The sequence below is a fragment of the Arenimonas sp. genome (assembly GCF_047602345.1).
In the GTDB taxonomy this organism is placed as follows: Bacteria; Pseudomonadota; Gammaproteobacteria; order Xanthomonadales; family Xanthomonadaceae; genus Arenimonas.
Genome location: NZ_JASGHN010000008.1, coordinates 172,485 through 189,298, shown reverse-complemented (window position 1 = coordinate 189,298; position 16,814 = coordinate 172,485). Strand labels below are relative to the sequence as shown.

Annotated in this window: 16 protein-coding genes; 13 read left to right on the top strand and 3 right to left on the bottom strand. The window is 66.0% G+C overall.

Annotated features, from left to right (window positions below; genetic code table 11):
* The first annotated feature begins 115 nt into the window (after positions 1 to 115).
* The 13 genes from QM707_RS11615 to QM707_RS11555 all read left to right on the top strand — a co-directional run bounded on the left by QM707_RS11615 (position 116) and on the right by QM707_RS11555 (position 14,076).
* Positions 116 to 1,312, top strand: coding sequence for a nucleotidyltransferase family protein (locus QM707_RS11615; RefSeq protein ID WP_415002030.1), 1,197 nt, complete (start codon positions 116 to 118; stop codon positions 1,310 to 1,312).
* A gap of 824 nt (positions 1,313 to 2,136) precedes the next feature.
* Positions 2,137 to 5,265, top strand: coding sequence for a hypothetical protein (locus QM707_RS11610; RefSeq protein WP_415002029.1), 3,129 nt, complete (start codon positions 2,137 to 2,139; stop codon positions 5,263 to 5,265).
* Complete coding sequence (locus QM707_RS11605; protein ID WP_415002028.1) at positions 5,262 to 5,438, top strand: hypothetical protein; 177 nt, start codon at positions 5,262 to 5,264, stop codon at positions 5,436 to 5,438. Before QM707_RS11610 ends, QM707_RS11605 begins: the two co-directional genes overlap by 4 nt.
* A 6-nt stretch (positions 5,439 to 5,444) precedes the next feature.
* Complete coding sequence (locus QM707_RS11600; RefSeq protein ID WP_415002027.1) at positions 5,445 to 5,897, top strand: S24/S26 family peptidase; 453 nt, start codon at positions 5,445 to 5,447, stop codon at positions 5,895 to 5,897.
* A complete protein-coding gene (locus tag QM707_RS11595) occupies positions 5,894 to 6,712 on the top strand; it encodes a hypothetical protein (RefSeq protein ID WP_415002026.1) in 819 nt (272 codons plus the stop codon). The genes QM707_RS11600 and QM707_RS11595 overlap by 4 nt, the downstream gene beginning before the upstream one ends.
* Positions 6,709 to 7,017 (top strand): PqqD family protein, encoded by a 309-nt coding sequence (locus QM707_RS11590; protein WP_415002025.1) that lies wholly within the window; start codon positions 6,709 to 6,711, stop codon positions 7,015 to 7,017. The genes QM707_RS11595 and QM707_RS11590 overlap by 4 nt, the downstream gene beginning before the upstream one ends.
* 1 nt (position 7,018) lies before the next feature.
* The gene (locus QM707_RS11585; RefSeq protein WP_415002024.1) at positions 7,019 to 8,134 is read left to right on the top strand and encodes a radical SAM/SPASM domain-containing protein; all 1,116 of its coding nucleotides are present in this window, start codon (positions 7,019 to 7,021) and stop codon (positions 8,132 to 8,134) included.
* Positions 8,135 to 8,191: 57 nt separating this feature from the next.
* Positions 8,192 to 9,502, top strand: a complete 1,311-nt coding sequence (locus QM707_RS11580; protein WP_415002023.1) for a hypothetical protein — start codon at positions 8,192 to 8,194, stop codon at positions 9,500 to 9,502.
* On the top strand, positions 9,489 to 11,054 hold the full coding sequence (locus QM707_RS11575) for a polysaccharide biosynthesis C-terminal domain-containing protein (protein WP_415002022.1): 1,566 nt from the start codon (positions 9,489 to 9,491) through the stop codon (positions 11,052 to 11,054). The genes QM707_RS11580 and QM707_RS11575 overlap by 14 nt, the downstream gene beginning before the upstream one ends.
* A 69-nt stretch (positions 11,055 to 11,123) precedes the next feature.
* Positions 11,124 to 12,050 carry an allantoinase PuuE gene (gene puuE / locus QM707_RS11570; protein WP_415002021.1) on the top strand — a complete coding sequence of 309 codons (927 nt, stop codon included), beginning with the start codon at positions 11,124 to 11,126 and terminating at the stop codon, positions 12,048 to 12,050.
* A complete protein-coding gene (gene uraD, locus QM707_RS11565) occupies positions 12,047 to 12,553 on the top strand; it encodes a 2-oxo-4-hydroxy-4-carboxy-5-ureidoimidazoline decarboxylase (RefSeq protein WP_415002020.1) in 507 nt (168 codons plus the stop codon). The genes puuE and uraD overlap by 4 nt, the downstream gene beginning before the upstream one ends.
* A gap of 18 nt (positions 12,554 to 12,571) precedes the next feature.
* Complete coding sequence (alc, locus tag QM707_RS11560; RefSeq protein ID WP_415002019.1) at positions 12,572 to 13,573, top strand: allantoicase; 1,002 nt, start codon at positions 12,572 to 12,574, stop codon at positions 13,571 to 13,573.
* An 8-nt stretch (positions 13,574 to 13,581) separates the two neighbouring features.
* Positions 13,582 to 14,076 carry an ureidoglycolate lyase gene (locus tag QM707_RS11555; RefSeq protein ID WP_415002018.1) on the top strand — a complete coding sequence of 165 codons (495 nt, stop codon included), beginning with the start codon at positions 13,582 to 13,584 and terminating at the stop codon, positions 14,074 to 14,076.
* On the opposite strand, the gene QM707_RS11550 is transcribed toward QM707_RS11555, so the two are convergent.
* The 3 genes from QM707_RS11550 to QM707_RS11540 are packed head-to-tail and all read right to left on the bottom strand — an operon-like array spanning position 14,073 to position 16,764.
* On the bottom strand, positions 14,073 to 15,362 hold the full coding sequence (locus QM707_RS11550; protein ID WP_415002017.1) for a urate hydroxylase PuuD: 1,290 nt from the start codon (positions 15,360 to 15,362) through the stop codon (positions 14,073 to 14,075). The genes QM707_RS11555 and QM707_RS11550 overlap by 4 nt on opposite strands.
* The gene (gene uraH, locus QM707_RS11545; RefSeq protein ID WP_415002016.1) at positions 15,363 to 15,716 is read right to left on the bottom strand and encodes a hydroxyisourate hydrolase; all 354 of its coding nucleotides are present in this window, start codon (positions 15,714 to 15,716) and stop codon (positions 15,363 to 15,365) included.
* 4 nt (positions 15,717 to 15,720) lie between these two features.
* On the bottom strand, positions 15,721 to 16,764 hold the full coding sequence (locus QM707_RS11540) for an adenosine deaminase (RefSeq protein WP_415002015.1): 1,044 nt from the start codon (positions 16,762 to 16,764) through the stop codon (positions 15,721 to 15,723).
* Between the last annotated feature and the right edge of the window lie 50 nt (positions 16,765 to 16,814).

The following is a 16,814-nucleotide window of genomic DNA, read 5'->3' as shown; positions in this document are numbered from 1 at the left end:
GGATTGTAGCTGCGGTCCGAGCGTCGGCCCAAGCCGGCATTCGGCGAAAGCGAGGCGGCGAGACAGGCGGGCGGTCGCATGCGAGGATGGCGATGTCTTTCGCGACCCTCACGCCATGCCCGCCGCCCCGAATGGAAACAGCGCGAAGCCATTCGCTCCGGATGACGGTGGACCCGAGGCCTCGCTGCTGCGACTGATTGCCTGCGTCGATCTCGACGAAGCGCGGCGCCTGCGCATTCGCGAACTCTTCGAGGCAGGCCTCGATGCGAGCCGCCTGATCGAATTGGCCAAAGCCCATGGCTTGCGGCCCTTGCTGTTCCGACATATCGAGCGGTCGCTGGGTCCGGCCTTGCCGCGCGACCTGTTCTCGACGCTGTGGGTCCATCAGGAGCAACTGACGGCGAAGAACCGCCGCATGCGCGACGAACTGCTGACGATCGTCGACCTGTTCGAGCGCGAAGGCATTCCTGTCCTGCCGCTGAAAGGCCCCGTGCTCGCACTGCAGGCTTATGGCGACCTCAGCTTGCGCGAGTTCGGCGACCTGGACCTGCTGGTGCCGCCGTCACGGCGCACGCAGGCGCGCCGACTGCTGGCCGAGCGCGGCTACGTTTCCTTCTTCCCGATTTCGGCCGCGGCCGAACGCGCCTTGCTCGATTCGCCCGCGCACTACCACATCGCGCTCAAGCGCGACCTGATGGTCGAGCTGCATTGGAAAACGGACGCGGAGTTCGCCGTCGAACCAGCCGGAGACGCGGCGTGGTGGGAGTCGCTCGAGCGCACGCGGATAGGCGATACCGAAGTGCGCTGCCTCGCACCGCACGAACAGCTGCTCGCGCTCTGCCTGCACGGCAGCAAGCACCATTGGAGCAGCCTGCATTGGTTGGTCGACATCAACGAATTGCTCAAGACCCATCCCGACCTCGATTGGGATTGGATCCTGGGGCGCGCGCGTGGCCTCGGAGCGACGAAGCGGCTGGCCTTGGGGATACGACTGCTGCGCGACCAACTGCACTGGGTTCCGCCCCCGCGCGTCGGTAGCTGGCTGGACGGCCAGACGAGCATCGCGAGGCTGGCGGATGAAATCGCCAGCGACTGGTTCGAACTGCCCGCCCGGCAACTCGGTACCTGGCCGCGCCTGCGTCGCAACCTGTCCCTGTACGAAACGCTGCCTCGCCGCCTGAGGCATATCGTCAACGTGATCCTGCGCCCCAGCCTGGTCGAGTGGTCGCGCTGGCCGCTGCCGCCCCCGCTGTTCTTCCTCTATCTACCCCTCCGAGCCGGCCGGCTGCTGGCCAAGCAACTCCGCGCCTGACTCGGCTTCCGTTCGCCCTCTCGCCTCGTCCGCAGCCTCCGAATTCCCAGCGCTGCCGGCATCTTGCACGCCGCGTGCAATCCTTCTGGCAAGTTGCATGGCGCGCAAATGGCCCGTCAGCAAACCTGCGCAAACAGGGTACGTTGCGCTTACCTCAACAGGAATACTAACCATTGCCAGGGCCGGCTCGGGCGACGATCGTTCGCCGCTCGGCCTTGTCGGCAAAGGCTGGGAGGAATGTCTCTACGCCAGTGTGCCGGACCAGGCCGTCACCGGCAGCGGCTGTCCAAGCGCCACAATTCCGTTGCTGCTACCTGTTCAATCTGTTGGGCTTGGCTTGGGGTCTCACCGTATTGCCGACCACGAGACGGCACACCTCGACAGGAGCATCGCCGGCAGTCCCAAGGTCGCCATCCCGATCTGCCTTCGAGTCTGCGCCCCGGCAACGCGATCCAGGCCAGCCAGGCGGGATTGCAAGAGTTCCTGATGACGGCCGCCAGAAACACGGCCGTTAAGTTTCTTCTTCACAGGACGAGACGCGCGCAAGCCTGACACGCGCGGTGAGAAACTGACGCCCGTGGTCAGGCGCCCGCCCCTTCTTTCTGAATGGGTCGCCGGCCATCCCGTGGCCAATCATTCATTGCGCAACGCCAGAGTGTGATCCATCGCACATTTCTGGCGATTTGGCATGTTTCACGCTACCCTAGACAGCAGTTCTAACGATTCAAGTTTCGTACCACTTACCGATAAGTGTTGCTTACGGACAAGCATCGCTTTCACGAAAGCCTTACTAACCGTCCATTGCAGGACTCCGCGGGGGGAGCATGCGCAACAGCACGAAGCGTTCGATCTTGGGTGTGGCCATCATGGCCGTGGTTTTTGCCGCTGGCGCCTCGGCGCACAACGGCAGGTCCGTCGCCAAACCGGCCAAGCCGGCGCCGGCCGCTCCCGCGGCCAGGGCACCCCAATCCGCCCCTATCGGCATGGTCCAGGACTGGACGAACCAGTCGGTCATCTTCCGCAACGTCGAAACGCCGGAAGAAGCCAAGGCCAATAACCGCTACCAGCGCTGGCAGCGCCTGTACCGCGATCCGCGCTTCAGCCTGGCGGTGACAGAAAAGCTCGAAGCACAGGCCCTCGCCGCTTCGCGCAAGACGGCCAACGGCCGTCCCAAACCCAACCCGATTCCCGGCCCGACTCCTGCGCCGACGCCAACGCCGTCCGGCGATGCGGAAGCGGGCGTGCATCGCGACTGGAGCAATATTCTCGGCGTCGGTGGTACGAACGGCCTGGGGGGCAATGGCTCGGCTGGCACCTATCCCGCGAAGTACAACTTCGACATCATGGCCACGCCGAGCTGCGCCAACGACTTCGTCGTTTACGCGACCAATGCCGCCGGCGTCTCCGCCTCCGGCGGTACCAGCGAGACCTGGACCATCACCTTCTCCGGCAACCCCAATGCCGGCCAGACCGTGGTGATTGGTGGCGTCGCACCGCGCCAGGTGACCCTGATCGCCAGCAGCGTCGGCAATACCGGCCTGTACTTCCAGTTCACCGGCAACACCACCACCAATGCGACCAACCTGCGCGATGCGATCAATCGCTGGAGCGGCCAGACCGGTTACAGCGCCAGCTCCGCTGCCAACGTCGTGACCATCAGCTCGATTGCGCCCGGAAACATTACCGGCAGCTATGTCGACCGCGACAACCTGAGCAACACTAGCAGCGGTAACGCCAATGGCACCGCCGGTACGCCTGGTCAGCCGAGCATCATCGCGTTCAACAAGCTGTACAACGGACTCTGCGCCACGGGCGGCGCCGATGCCGGTCCGGATCGCGTCAACGACAACGCTCCCGACGTCTATTGGGCCTACAACACCGGCGGCACGGTACGTACCTCGCCGACGATGTCGTATTACGACGGCGCCCAGCAAATCGCCTTCGTCCAGACCAATGGCTCGAACCAGGCCGAATTGGTCCTGCTGAAGTGGAAGACCGGTGCCGGCAATGGTTCGGCGAGCGCGCCGGCGACGCCGACCACGGCGCTTTCGGCGTCCGACTACCGCGACCCGGACAACGTCGCCAATCCCGGCGGTTGCACCGCGGCCGCAGCCTGCATGCATCGCATGGTGTTCAACGGCAACCCCAACGTCACCTATTCCTCGCCCTTCATCGACTACTCCGGCAACATCGCCTACGTCGGCGACGATAACGGCAGCCTGCACAAGTTCACCGGCATCTTCTCCGGCAATCCGGCGGAAGTAACCACCGGCGGCTTCCCGACCGTCGTCAGCAGCGGCGAAGCGCTGTCGCCGCCGGTTTACGATTTCGGCGGCAATGTTTTCGTCGGCAGCCAGTCCGTGGCCGATTCGGGCGGCACGGGTGAAACCTGGACCCTGCGTATCGATTGCAACGATCAAGCTGGCGGAGGCATCACTTGCGAGGGCGTCAACAATGCGCTGGCTGGCTTTCTGACCGTCAACGGTAATGCCTTCAACGCCGCCGGCAACAACGCGGGCACCAACATCGACGTGGTTGGGCCAAACCGTGCCGCGGATCGCACCAATATCGTCAATGAGATCAACGGTGCGGGCATCGGCTACAGCGCGGCCACGACGGGTGGCTGCAATGACAACGTCAATGATGCGCCTTGCGACCTCATCATCACCCGCACCGCAACCGGGGACGCAGCCAGCACCCTGGTCGCCGTGGCCGGGAGCAATATCAGCATCACTGGCAACACTAACGGTACTAGCGATGCCCCGAATGGCGGAGGACGCCTGCACCGCATCAATGCCACCACTGGCGCCGTGGTCGACAGCGGCAGGTTGACGGCCAACAATGCGAACACCGGTTTCCGCGCGACGCCGATGATTGATCTCAAGACCAGCGTCATTTATGCCTCGACCTCCAGCGATGGCACCGATCGCGCGATCTATCAGTTCCCGCTCGCCTTCACGGCCGGCGCGACGGGTAGCAAGGTCTCGGTCGGCCTCGGCACGAGCAGCCTGACGACGGACGCCCAGTACGTGGGCCGCTTCGACAGCGCCTATCGCTCGAGCCCGAACGGTACCGGCAATCTCTACGTCTGCGGCAGCTTGCCGGGTGACAGCACCAGCGTGGCCATGTGGCGAATCCCGATCACGGCTGGCGTGATGGGCGCGCCGGTCCAGGGTGCGACCCTGTCCACTTCGCAGTCGCTTTGCTCGCCGGTTTCGCTGATCACCAACGGCGCGAATCAGTATCTTTACGCGGCGGTTCCCGCTGGCGGCAGCGCTCAGTGGTGTACGGGCGCCTGCCTGTACATGTTCAACCTGAACGGGCTGGATGCGGGCGTCAGCGAGCAGTGGTCCTTCACCTTCCCGACCACGCAAACGGTCGGCGGCGGCACCTTCATCGTCGACAACGTGACGTTCAATGCCGTCAGCGATGGCGACACCGGCGCCAACGTCACCAACTGCACCGGCGCGGGTGGCGACTTCGACATCTTCTCCGACGGCGGCGAGAACACCGATGGTCAATACCTGAGGGGTTGCACCTCGCAGGTCGCCGGCTACACCACCACTGGCACGAACAACAATGTCATCATCACGCGCAACCTGCCGGGTAATGTCGCCGACAACCTGGTGCGAGAAGGCGTCGACATGAACAATTTCATCGAGAACGTCGGCTCGCATGTCCAAGGCGTCGCCCCCTCGTCGACGACGTGGGGCACGACCAATGTGCCGGCGGCTGGCCTGACCGTGGTTGGTGGCATCAGCGGGCATCGTGCTGGACAACATCAGCAGCCTGCCGGGTACCTCGCAGATCTATTTCTCGAACCTCGGCACCCCGGGCAGCATTCCGGGCAACGCGATCCAGACCAGCCAGTCCGGTCTGCAATAACTTGCAATCAGTGGCGGGCCGGCGGACACTTTGCCGGCCCCCACCGAAACGACGGACCCCGACCATGAACGCCGACTCGCAGAACCACATGCCCGCGCCGGCAGCTACCCAGGACGAAGGCCGTCGCGCCTACGTCAAGCCGGAGTTCCGCCACGAGCAGGTCTTCGAGACCATGGCCCTGGCCTGCGGCAAAGTGAACGACACGCAGGCTCCCTGCGTCGGTGTGAACTCCGCTTCCTGAGTTCGCATGTCCCTGCCGCCCGCCCCGTCGCCCGCGGGCGGCATCGCGTTGGCCCAGGACGTCCTGTCGGAATTCGGACAGCTTCGGCTACGCGTCACCGGCAACAGCATGTTGCCGGCCGTGCTTCCCGGCGATGTGCTCTTCTTCAAGACCTGCCCGGCCGAGTCGCTCGCGCCGGGCAGCGTCGTTCTGGTGCGACGCGACGGCCGTCTGTTCGCCCACCGTCTGCTGGCGCTGACGCCAGAGGGGTTGTTGACCCAGGGCGATTCCATGCCGCAACCTGACCCGCCGACGCCGACCGCCGATTTTCTCGGCGTGATGATCGGTCAACAGCGCATCGGTCGCGATATCGACCCCCATGCCTCTCCTCGCTTCGGCCGCTGGCTGATGCGCCATTCCGCCCTCGCCCGTCGCATTTTCCTGCGCTGGCACCGATCCACCATCACCGCCCCCGCATGACCCAGAATCCTTTGCACCTGCACGCCGACATCGGCATCGGCGGCATCCACGTGCGCCTGCATACCGATTCCCAGGCCTATCTCGATGTCATCGGCGAACGTTTCGCCGGGTTCATCGAATCGGTCGACCGGCCCGACTACGAATTCGACGTGAGCCTCGTGCCGCCGGGCAATGGCGCGGGCGAACAGGTGCGCGTCTCGCGCGAGGGCGAGCTGTGGCGCGTGCAGCGCGGCGACTTCCTCGCCGAATGGGACCCACGCACGCGACGCGGCTGGATCCGCCAGGTATTGAGCCCGTTTTCGCTGGACTCGGTGATCCGCATCGTGATCACCCTGGTGCTCGCCGGCGAAGGCGGCATGCTGATGCATGCCTCCAGCGCCATACGCAACGGTCGCGCCTTTGTCTTCACCGGCGTGTCGGGCGTGGGCAAGACGACGATCTCGCGCCTCGCGCCCGCCGATGCTCACCTGCTGACCGACGAGATGTCCTTCATCCGACGCGATGACGACGGCGGCTATCGGGCCTTCGGCACGCCCTTCGCGGGCGAGCTGGCCAAGCCGGGCGAAAACCTCAATGCGCCGCTGGCCGGCATCTTCCTGCTGGCCCAGGGACCGGAGAACCGGATCGATGAACTGAGCCCCACCGAGGCGGTCCGCGGCCTGCTGGCGAACATCCTGTTTTTCGCGCAAGATCCTGAGCTGGTGAAGGCGATTTTCGACTCCGCCATCGCGCTGGCGTCCCGGGTTCCGGTACGCCGGCTGACCTTCCTGCCGGATACGCGAGTCTGGGAACTGATCGGAAACGAACGAGCATGAGCGCCCCCCTCTACATCAGCCGGTCCAGCGACGTGGCCGCGCGCCAGTTCGGCGACGAGCTGATGATCATGTCCGGGCGCAATTCCTCGCTGTTCAGCCTGAACGAAACCGCGGCCATGCTCTGGCAGGCCGCAGACGGCGTGACGCCGCTCGAGCAAATCGTCGAAAGCCAGCTCTGCTCGGCCTTCGATGTGGATGCCGCCACCGCCTTGCGCGATGCCCGCGAGCTCGTCTCCAGCCTAGCGGAACATGGCATCCTGCGCGTATCGGATACGCCGCAGGCGGCGGCAGCCCCGGAGAGCTGACATGAGCCTGATGGAGCAGATGGGTGTGCGTGCCCTGCAGCTCGGCATCCCGCTGCGGGCCCAGATCGACCTGACTTATCGCTGCAACGAAACCTGCGTGCATTGTTACCTCGACCATGAAGACCATGGCGAGATGACGGCCGAAGAGATCAAGGGCGTGCTCGACCAGTTGGCCGCCTCGGGCACCTTCTTCCTGAACTTCAGCGGCGGCGAGATTTTCATGCGCAAGGATCTGTTCGAGATCCTCGAATACGCGCGCAAGCTGCAGTTCTCGGTGAAGCTGAAGACGAATGCGGTCATGATCAAGCCCGCCAAGGCCAAGCGCCTGGCCGAGCTCGGCGTCGAATCCGTGCAGATCAGCCTGTATTCGCACAAGGCTGAAGTGCACGACGAGATCACCCAGCTGCCGAACTCCTTCAAGCGCACGATGGAAGGCGCCCGCCTGCTGAAAGCCGAAGGCATCAAGGTCACGCTGGCCAACGTGCTGATGAAGCAGAACGCCGACGACTACAAGGACGTGCAGGCGCTGGCGGCGGAAATGGACATGGGTTACACGGTGGACGCGACCATCACGCCGATGATGGATGGCGACCGCTCGATCCTGTCCTTGAACATGGATGCGCAACGGCTGGAACACGTATTCCACGACCATTCCCTGCTGGGCGACCAGGCCGAAACCCTGCTGGCGGCGCCTAAAGGCCCGCGCCCGCTGGAAGAGGCCTACAAGACCCTGCCCTGCAGCGCCGGCCATACCGCCGTCTACATCTCGCCCTATGGCGAGGTATACCCGTGCGTGCAGTTCCCCTATCTGGTCGGCAACGTGCGCAAGCAGAAGTTCGCCGATATCTGGCGCGACTCGCCGCAGCTGAAGGAGGTGCGCGCGATCCGCATCGCGCATCTGGAAGGCTGTTCGTCCTGCGTGCACGGCAGCACCTGCACGCGCTGCCCCGGCCTGGCCTATCTCGAAGGCAATATGCGCGGCCCATCCACGCAGGACTGCGAGAAATCCTTCGCCCGCACCGGCGTACCGTCGAAGAACCTGCAGCGCCAGCGCGAGAAGGCCGCAGCCGCCGCCAGCGAAGCGGCAAAGAAAACGATTCCCTTCGTCTGGACCTGAACCTGGTCCGAGGCCAGAAGATGGAATCTCCGGCGACTTCTTCCCAAGCCTCTTCGCTTGTCTGACCTGACGGCGGTGCGGCGCGTCGCGTATTGGCTGATGCCGCTCGTCGGTATCGCTTCGCTGCTGGGCGGCAGTGTGTTCTGGCTGCGCCGCGTGGGCTGGCTGCAGACGGACGAATACTGGTTCGACAACGCCCAGCTGGCCGCGCGCGCGCCGGCGACGGAGGATCCGTTCGGCGTTTACTGGTTCGTGATGCAACACCATGCATCGTTGCATCGCATCGAGGGCTGGTGGACGCTGACCAAGCTCGCGAAGGAATTCCTGCTGCTCGCCTTCCTGTTGCTCGCGCTGGTTTCGATCCTGCGCGCGCGCCCGCCACGCGCCTTCGCCTGGGCCTATGCCGGCGCCTTCTTGCTCGGCCTGGTTTCGGCGATCGCCTCGGCCGCGGGTGCGCAATGGCTGGCCCTGGTCGCAGGTGCGCGCGGTTTCGCCAGCTGGGTCATCGCCTGGGGTTCGATGGCCTGGCTGGACGAAAGCCTGCTGCGCCGCCTGGCCCGTGTCTGCGCCTGGACCTTGTTCGCGCAGATGCCGCTGGTCGCGATCGAACTGATGCGCGGCATGCCGATCTACGCCACGCGCTTCCTCGACCACGATCTCGTCCGCGTCGTCGGCAGTTTCAACCTGCCGATCTCCCTGGGCGCTTTCGCCGTCGTCGCCTGGACGACGATGCTCTGCTGGAGCGGCTACTCGCGCCGCACCTTGCGGCTGGCGACCGCCGCGCTGATGGTATTGCTGCTGTTCAACGCCTCGGCCACGGCCTGGGTCGCGTTCGCGGCGGCCGTCGTCGCGACGAGTCTTCCGACGCTGCGAACCCGCGCGCGCTCGCTCATGCTGGCGCTCGTTTTGCCAGCGGCTATCGTCGGCTGGTTCGCCTTGCCGACATTGACCGGTCGCGAAGACGTGCACGACTCGCTCTGGGGTCGCATTACGCCCGTACAGACGTACGCGGCCGAGAACCTGTCGACGCGCGAGCTGTTGTTCGGCAGCGGCTTCGGGCTGGGCACGAATGCGCTGGGACGACAGGACGACAAACCGGACGGCCCCGTGGGCCGGATGCCGGACCGCCCGGTCGGCGATTCCATGCCAGCGGCGGTGTTCTGGCAGATCGGTCTGATCGGCCTGGTCCTGATCTATTCCCTGTTCGCGCTGGCGCTGCGTGCCGACGCGCGGACGCGACCGATCGGCATCGCCTTGCTGGTCTGCAGCCTGGGCGTGAACATCACCGAGCTGTTTCCGGTGAATCTGATCCTCGGCTTCTGGCTGGCGAATGCCATGCGCGGCGGACGCGATGATGTCGCCGCCTGAAGCGCACAAGGAAGCCGACCTCGCCGCCTGGAACGGCGCCTGGGTGCTGGGCACGCGATTGATCGCGATGGCGATCGGACTATTGGGTCTGCCGATCCTGATGTCGGCGCTCGGCCTGCTGCAATTCGGCGCCTGGGCCGTATTGCTCGGCGGCACCTTCGCTTTCGGCACGCTGGAGCTCGGCATGAGCGTGGCGGTGATGCGCTGGACCACGCTGTCGCTGATGCCGGAATCGAAGATCAACGGCGGTCACGGCCTGAGCGCGATCATGAGCAATTCGCTGGCCTGCACCGCCCTGGTGTTCGCCGGCGTGGGAATACCGCTGTATTTCGTCAGCGAACCGCTGGCGGCCTGGCTGCAACTGCCGATGACGGCGTTGCTGACGCCCGGCCAATGCATCCTCGTCATCTACGCGACCGTCGCGACGATGGCCCTGCTTCGCTGCACGATCGCGCCGATGCTCGCGGCGCGCCGCATGGCCGTGCATTCGGGCTTCGCCCTGCTGCAATCGGTCGTAGGCGCCGCCGTGATCTGGACCGTGGCCTGGACCACGCGACGGCTCGATCTCGTCATTCTTTCCAACGCCGTCGCCATCGTCGCGGTGCAGCTGTTCGCCGCCGCCTGGACGCGTCGACGCATGCCCTGGCGCTTTTCCCGGCGCACGCTCGACCGCCGGCTCGCCAGCGACATGCTTCGGTTTGGCGCCGCACTGCAGTTCAGCGACCTTTCGACCTTCGTGATGTACCAGTTCGACAAACTGGTGATCTCCGGCGTCGTCGCGCCGACCGAAGTCGCGCACTATGAAGTCGCCAGCCGTTCCGCGCAGGCGCTGGGCAACGTGTCGAGCGCGCCTTTCGTCGCTTTCGCGCCGACCTTGACCGAGCGGCATGGCCGCAACGAGGACGTGTCGGCCGACTTGCTGCGCATGCTGCGCCTGACCGTATTCGGTAGCGGCGTTTTCCTGCTCCTGCCCCTCGCCGTCGCGCCGATCGGCCTGTTCGCCTGGATCGGCCAGATCGGTTATCACGCCGCCACGACCTTCGCCCTGCTCGCGCTGGCCGTGATCAGCACCGTGCTGATCATGCCCCTGTCGATGACGGCGCAGGCGCAGGGGCGCGCCCGACTGGAATTCGCGCGCGCCTTCGGCGCGATGCTCGTCAACGTGCCCTGCTCCTTCCTGTTGATCCACGCCTACGGCAAGGAAGGCGCCGCGCTCGGTACCTTGCTGGCCTGCCTGCTGGGCAATTCGCTGTTCGCCTGGTGGCTGTTCCGTTCGCTCGGACTGTCGTGGGCGCGCGTACTGGCGGTGCTGCAGCCTTTCGCCCTGCCCATCGCCGTCGTCACCGGCGCGACGATGGCCGTGGCGCAATGGGTCGAACCCTGGGTCATCGTCTCGCGCTGGTACATGGCTCCGACCGCCGTGGTGTTGTATGCGACGGGCGCCGTGGGCCTGATGCTCTGGCTCTGGCGTCGCGCGCTGCAGGCGGACGAACGGGCGATGATCGCTTCGCTACCGGCGCGACTGTTCCGCGCGCGCCCCGGCGTCGGCTGAGTCCCGCGATGCGCGGGCTGCGGCCGCGCCGCTTGCCATGGGTCGCGACGATTCGACACACTGCGACGCATGCCTTCCACGTCCGACTACCCCCGCGACCTCGCCGGTTACGGCCGCCACCCGCCCCGGGCCGATTGGCCGGGCCAGGCACGGATCGCGGTGCAGTTCGTGCTGAACCTCGAGGAAGGCGCGGAGAACTGCGTGCTGCATGGCGACGCCGGCAGCGAGACCTTCCTGTCGGAGATCATCGGCGCCGCCAGCTTCCCGGACCGGCACCTGAGCATGGAGTCGATCTACGAATACGGCACGCGCGTCGGCGCCTGGCGGATCCTGCGCGAGTTCGAACGCCGCGGCCTGCCGCTGACCGTGTTCGGCGTAGCGATGGCGATGCAGCGCAACCCCGAGTTGACGCGTGCCTGCGTCGAGCTCGGACATGAAATCGCATCGCACGGCTGGCGATGGATCAGCTACCAGCAGGTGCCGGAAGAGATAGAGCGCGAACACGTCGCCCGTGCCGTGCAGGTGCATCGCGAGCTGACCGGCGCGGCGCCGTTGGGCTGGTATACCGGGCGTGACAGCCCGAATACGCGGCGACTGGTGGTCGAACACGGCGGCTTCGAATACGACTCCGACTACTACGGCGACGAGCTGCCGTTCTGGACACGCGTGCGCACGAGCGATGGCAGCGAACGGCCGCACCTGGTCGTTCCCTACACGCTGGACGCCAACGACATGCGCTTTGCCAGCGCACAGGGCTTCAATAGCAGCGAGCAGTTCTTCGCGTACCTGCGCGACAGTTTCGACGTGCTCTACGCCGAGGGGGAAGAGACACCGCGCATGCTGTCGATCGGCATGCACGCCCGGCTGCTGGGACGACCGGGCCGTTTCCGGGCGCTGCAACGTTTCCTGGACCATGTCGCCGCGCACGACAGGGTCTGGACCTGCCGGCGCATCGACATCGCCCGGCATTGGCGCCAACGACATCCTCCGGCATGACCCTGGGCGAACTCAATCGCATGGACCGCGCCGCCTTCCGCACTGCGCTGGGTGCGATCTTCGAACATTCGCCCTGGGTGGCCGAACGGGCCTGGGACGCGCGGCCGTTCGCGGATACGGATGCGCTGCATGCGGCGATGTGCGCGGTGGTGGCCGACAGCGACAAGCAAGCGCAGATGACGCTGATCCGCGCGCATCCGCGCCTGGCCGACCGGGCCGCGCTGCGCGCGGGTCTCAGCGCCGATTCGCAGCGCGAACAGATCGGTGCCGGCCTCGACCAGTGCAGCGCCGACGAACTGGCGGACCTGACCGCGCTGAATGCCGCCTACGACGAACGCTTCGGCTTTCCCTTCATCATCGCCGTACGCGAACATACGCGCGCCGGCATCATCGAGCAGATGCGGAACCGCCTCGGCCGCGCGCCCGAGACCGAGGTGGCGGAAGCGCTGCGGCAAATCGAACGCATCGCCCGGCTGCGCCTGGACGCACTGGTCGAACACTGAAGACGAATAAGGAAAGGCATGCGGCCCCAAGACGAAGCCCCGGATTTCACCCGCGAATGCGTCAACCTCGCGAACGCGCGCCTGGGCGCGCTGGCATTGGCGACCAGCGACGATTTCTTCGCGCCGATGGAGCGCATGCTCGATGCGCGAGAGCCGGTGTTCATCCCGGACAAGTACGACGACAACGGCAAGTGGATGGATGGCTGGGAGAGCCGGCGCAAACGCGTGCCGGGGCACGACTGGTGCATCGTGCGCCTGGCGCGGCCCGGGCGCCTGCATGGCGTCGATTTCGACACCCGGCATTTCACCGGCAACTACCCGCCGGGCGCATCGCTGGAAGGTTGCTATCTGCGCGATGGCGACCCGGGTGCGGCTACCGAATGGTTCGAACTGCTGCCGCGCGTGCCCTTGCAGGGCAACAGCCATCACTACCACGCGCTCGACGGCGCTCGCCCGGTTTCGCACGTGCGCCTGAACATCTACCCGGATGGCGGGGTGGCGCGTCTGCGCCTGTACGGACGACCGGAGTTCGATCCGGCGCGCCGTGACGACGATGGTCTGGTCGACTTGGCCAGCGCGCTCAATGGCGCCGTCGCGCTGATCGCCAACGACGAACATTTCGGTCGCGTCGGCAACCTGTTGCTGCCTGGTCGCGGCGTCGACATGGGCGACGGCTGGGAGACGCGGCGGCGTCGCGAACCTGGGCACGACTGGTGCCTGCTCGCCCTGGCGGGGCCTGGCGTGATCGAGGCGATCGAAGTCGACACCGCGCACTTCAAGGGCAACTACCCGGCCCGCTGCAGCCTGCAGGCGGCGCATTCGCCATCGGGCGACTTGCAGGCCCTGGTCGCGCAGGCCGAGAACTGGCCGCTGCTGTTGCCCGAACAGACGCTGCAGATGGATCTGCAGCACTACTTCCGCGAACAGATCCGCGCGCATGGCCCGGTCACGCACGTGCGCCTGAACATCTTCCCCGACGGCGGCGTTTCGCGGCTGCGGTTGCGCGGCCGACCGGCCTGAGCACGGCGATGCCCCGGCTCGTCATCGAACCCCTGGACCGCGAGGCCTTCGCGCCTTTCGGCGACGTGCTCGAACCGGGCAATGCGGAAACCGTGTACGAGATCAATGCCGGAACCGCACAACGCTTCCATGCTCTCGCCCGCGTCGACATCGCCGGCGATGACGGTGCTGCCGTGATCAGCCTGTTCCGGGCGCAGCCGCGCGCACTGCCCTTCGTCGTTTCGCAATTGGAGCGTCATCCGCTCGGCAGCCAGGCCTTCATGCCGTTGGGCACCGCACCCTATCTCGTGGTCGTCGCGGAATCGCCGCAGTCGCCGCCGCGCGCTTTCTTCGCCCGCGCCGGACAGGGCGTGAACTTCCGTCGCGGCACCTGGCACCACCCCTTGCTGGCGCTGGAGCGCGAGAGCGACTTCCTCGTGGTGGACCGTTCCGGCACGGCGCCGAACTGCGACGAGATCGACCTGCCCGAGCCCTGGACGATCGAGCCGCTGTCGCCACGCTAGTCGCCGGCCTGCTCCGAACGCGCTTCGTACCAGCGCGCGATGGCCGCGCGTTCCTCGTCGCTGATCTGGGTGATGTTGCCTGGCGGCATCGCCCGCGTCCGGACAGTCTGCGTGTAAATCAGCGCCGCACGCAGCTCGATTTGTTCCGGCGTATCGAACAGTGCGCCCTTGGGCGCACTCGCCATCAGGCTCGGTTGTGCCGAATGGCAGGCACCGCAACGTCGGGCGAGGATGTCCACGATGCCGGCGGTGGAAACATCCGCGTGCGCGGGAAGATTGGCTGCCGTCGTGGCCGGCGTTGGCGCCGCGACGGAGCTTCCCGGCGCATCGGCGCTATCCGTCGCCACCGTGGATGCCGGCGTCGCGACGGGCGCGGTCGCCGGCGTGGGCCGCGGTGCGAGCCAATAGAATGCGGCGCACAAGGCGAAGCCGCCAACCGCCAGCAGCCACCAGGCCCGCTGACCGGAATGCCATAACACGAAGTACTGCCGGATCAGGGCGCCGCCGGCCATGAACACCGCCAATACCAGCCAGGCATGTTCGCCCGCATGCGCGATGGCGAAATGGTTGCCCAGCATCGCGAACACCACCGGCAAGGTGAAGTAGGTGTTGTGCACCGAACGCTGCTTGCCGCGCAGGCCGGCGAGCGGGTCCGGGGCCTCGCCGCGCGCGAGCGCCGCGACCATGCGCTTCTGCCCGGGAATGATCACGAAGAACACGTTCGCCGACATGATCGTCGCCAGGCCTGCGCCGACCAGCAGGAAGGCCGCGCCACCAGCGAAGGTATGCGTGGCCACGTAACACATCGCCAACACCTGGGCGGCGACCGCCGCACCCAGCCAGCCGTCGCGGAATCCGATCGCCCGGCACAGCCCGTCGTAAACCAGCCAGCTGGCGGCCAGGAAGGCAAGCGCGAACATGACCGCCTGCGTCGGCGTCAGCGCCGCCACGGCCGGATCGATCAGGTACAGGCGCGGCGAAGCCAGGTACAACACGGACAGCAACGCGAAGCCCGACAGCCAGGTCGTGTACGACTTCCATTTCGACCAGTGCAGCTCGGCCGGCAAGCGCGCCGGCGCCGGCATGAACTTGCGCTTGTGGTAGAAGCCACCGCCATGCACCGACCAGGATTCGCCGACCTCGTTGGTTTCGGGCTCGTTCGCGCCCGGCTTGAGGGAACGGTCCAGCATCACGAAGTAGAAGGATTCGCCGATCCAGGCGATCGCCGCGATGACATGCAACCAGCGCAGCGCGAAAGCCGCGACATCCACCAGATAGGGAGTCACTCAGCTACCCCGATAGGTGCTGTAGCCGTAGGGCGATACGAGCAAGGGCACGTGGTGGCTCGCGCCGGGATCGGCGATGCCGATGCGCACCGTGACCACGCCGAGGAAAGCCGGTTCAGGTTGAGCCACGCCGGCGGCGGCGAAATAGTCGCCGATGGCGAAATCCAGCTCGTAGCTGCCGGCCTGCAGTGCCGCGCCTTCGAGCAGCGGCGCATCGCAACGGCCATCGGCATTGGTGACGTAGCGCCCGAGCGAATGTCGGCCTTCGCCTTCGCAACGATACAGCGCGATGGATACGCCGGCGGCCGGACGGCCATTCGCCGTATCGAGGACGTGCGTGCTCAGCTTGCCCATGGCCTTATTGCGCTCCCGACTGGGCGACGTATTCCTGCAAGCGATCGAAATAGCGGCGCCTGTGCGCGGCATCGGCGAAGCTGGCCTCGAAGCTGTTGCGCGCCAGCGTGATCGCCTGCTCGCGACCGAGCCCCAGCGCATCGAAGGTCTCGACGAAGTTCTGGTTCATGTAACCGCCGAAATAGGCCGGATCGTCCGAGTTCAACGTGGCCACCACGCCGGCGTCGAGCAATTGCGGCAGGCTGTGCTGGCGAAGATCGGGAAACACGCACAGCTTCTGGTTGGACAAGGGACAGACGGTCAGCGGGATGCGCTCGGCCACCAGGCGCTGCATCAGTGTCGCATCCTTGGGCGCCTGCACGCCGTGATCGATGCGTTCGGCGTGCAGTTCGTCGAGCGCGCTCCAGATATAGGCCGGCGGCCCTTCCTCGCCGGCGTGCGCGACGCGGTGCAGGCCCAGCTGTCCGGCGCGCGCGAACACCTGGCGGAATTTTTCCGGCGGATGTCCGACTTCGCTCGAATCCAGCCCCACGCCGATGAACTTGCCCAGGTGCGGTTCGGCCTGTTCCAGCGTCTCGAAGGCTTCGGCCTCGCTGAGATGGCGCAGGAAGCACATGATCAATTCCGCGCCCATGCCGAATTCGCTGCGCGCCCGCTGCAGGGCGCTGTCCAGGCCGGCGATGACGGTCTCGAAGGCGACGCCGCGTGCGGTATGGGTCTGCGGATCGAAGAACAGCTCGGCATGGATGACGTTGTCGGCATGGGCGCGCTGGAAATAGGCCCAGGCCATGTCGTGGAAATCCTGCTCGGTGCGCAGCACGCTCGCACCGGCGTAGTAGATGTCGAGGAAACTCTGCAGGTTGCTGAAATCGTAAGCGCGACGCAGTTCGTCCACCGAGGAATACGGCAGCGCGATGCCGTTGCGCTCGGCCAGCGCGAACATCAGTTCCGGCTCGAGCGAGCCTTCGATGTGCAGATGCAGTTCGGCCTTGGGCAGGCCACGCAAGAAGCTGGCATCGGGGCGTTCGGCGGATGCGGTCGCAGTCATGGCAGCCTGCAGGGTCTGGGGTTGCCTAGAGTCTGCCCGAAGCCGGCACG

Bases quoted from the DNA above. Each gene is read 5' to 3' on its own strand.
- QM707_RS11575 (WP_415002022.1), top strand. From the start codon at position 9,489: ATGTCGCCGCCTGAAGCGCACAAGGAAGCCGACCTCGCCGCCTGGAAC.
- QM707_RS11555 (WP_415002018.1), top strand. From the start codon at position 13,582: ATGCCCCGGCTCGTCATCGAACCCCTGGACCGCGAGGCCTTCGCGCCT.
- QM707_RS11595 (WP_415002026.1), top strand. From the start codon at position 5,894: ATGACCCAGAATCCTTTGCACCTGCACGCCGACATCGGCATCGGCGGC.
- QM707_RS11585 (WP_415002024.1), top strand. From the start codon at position 7,019: ATGAGCCTGATGGAGCAGATGGGTGTGCGTGCCCTGCAGCTCGGCATC.
- QM707_RS11615 (WP_415002030.1), top strand. From the start codon at position 116: ATGCCCGCCGCCCCGAATGGAAACAGCGCGAAGCCATTCGCTCCGGAT.
- uraD (WP_415002020.1), top strand. From the start codon at position 12,047: ATGACCCTGGGCGAACTCAATCGCATGGACCGCGCCGCCTTCCGCACT.
- QM707_RS11540 (WP_415002015.1), bottom strand. From the start codon at position 16,764: ATGACTGCGACCGCATCCGCCGAACGCCCCGATGCCAGCTTCTTGCGT.
- alc (WP_415002019.1), top strand. From the start codon at position 12,572: ATGCGGCCCCAAGACGAAGCCCCGGATTTCACCCGCGAATGCGTCAAC.
- QM707_RS11600 (WP_415002027.1), top strand. From the start codon at position 5,445: ATGTCCCTGCCGCCCGCCCCGTCGCCCGCGGGCGGCATCGCGTTGGCC.
- uraH (WP_415002016.1), bottom strand. From the start codon at position 15,716: ATGGGCAAGCTGAGCACGCACGTCCTCGATACGGCGAATGGCCGTCCG.
- QM707_RS11610 (WP_415002029.1), top strand. From the start codon at position 2,137: ATGCGCAACAGCACGAAGCGTTCGATCTTGGGTGTGGCCATCATGGCC.
- QM707_RS11605 (WP_415002028.1), top strand. From the start codon at position 5,262: ATGAACGCCGACTCGCAGAACCACATGCCCGCGCCGGCAGCTACCCAG.
- QM707_RS11590 (WP_415002025.1), top strand. From the start codon at position 6,709: ATGAGCGCCCCCCTCTACATCAGCCGGTCCAGCGACGTGGCCGCGCGC.
- puuE (WP_415002021.1), top strand. From the start codon at position 11,124: ATGCCTTCCACGTCCGACTACCCCCGCGACCTCGCCGGTTACGGCCGC.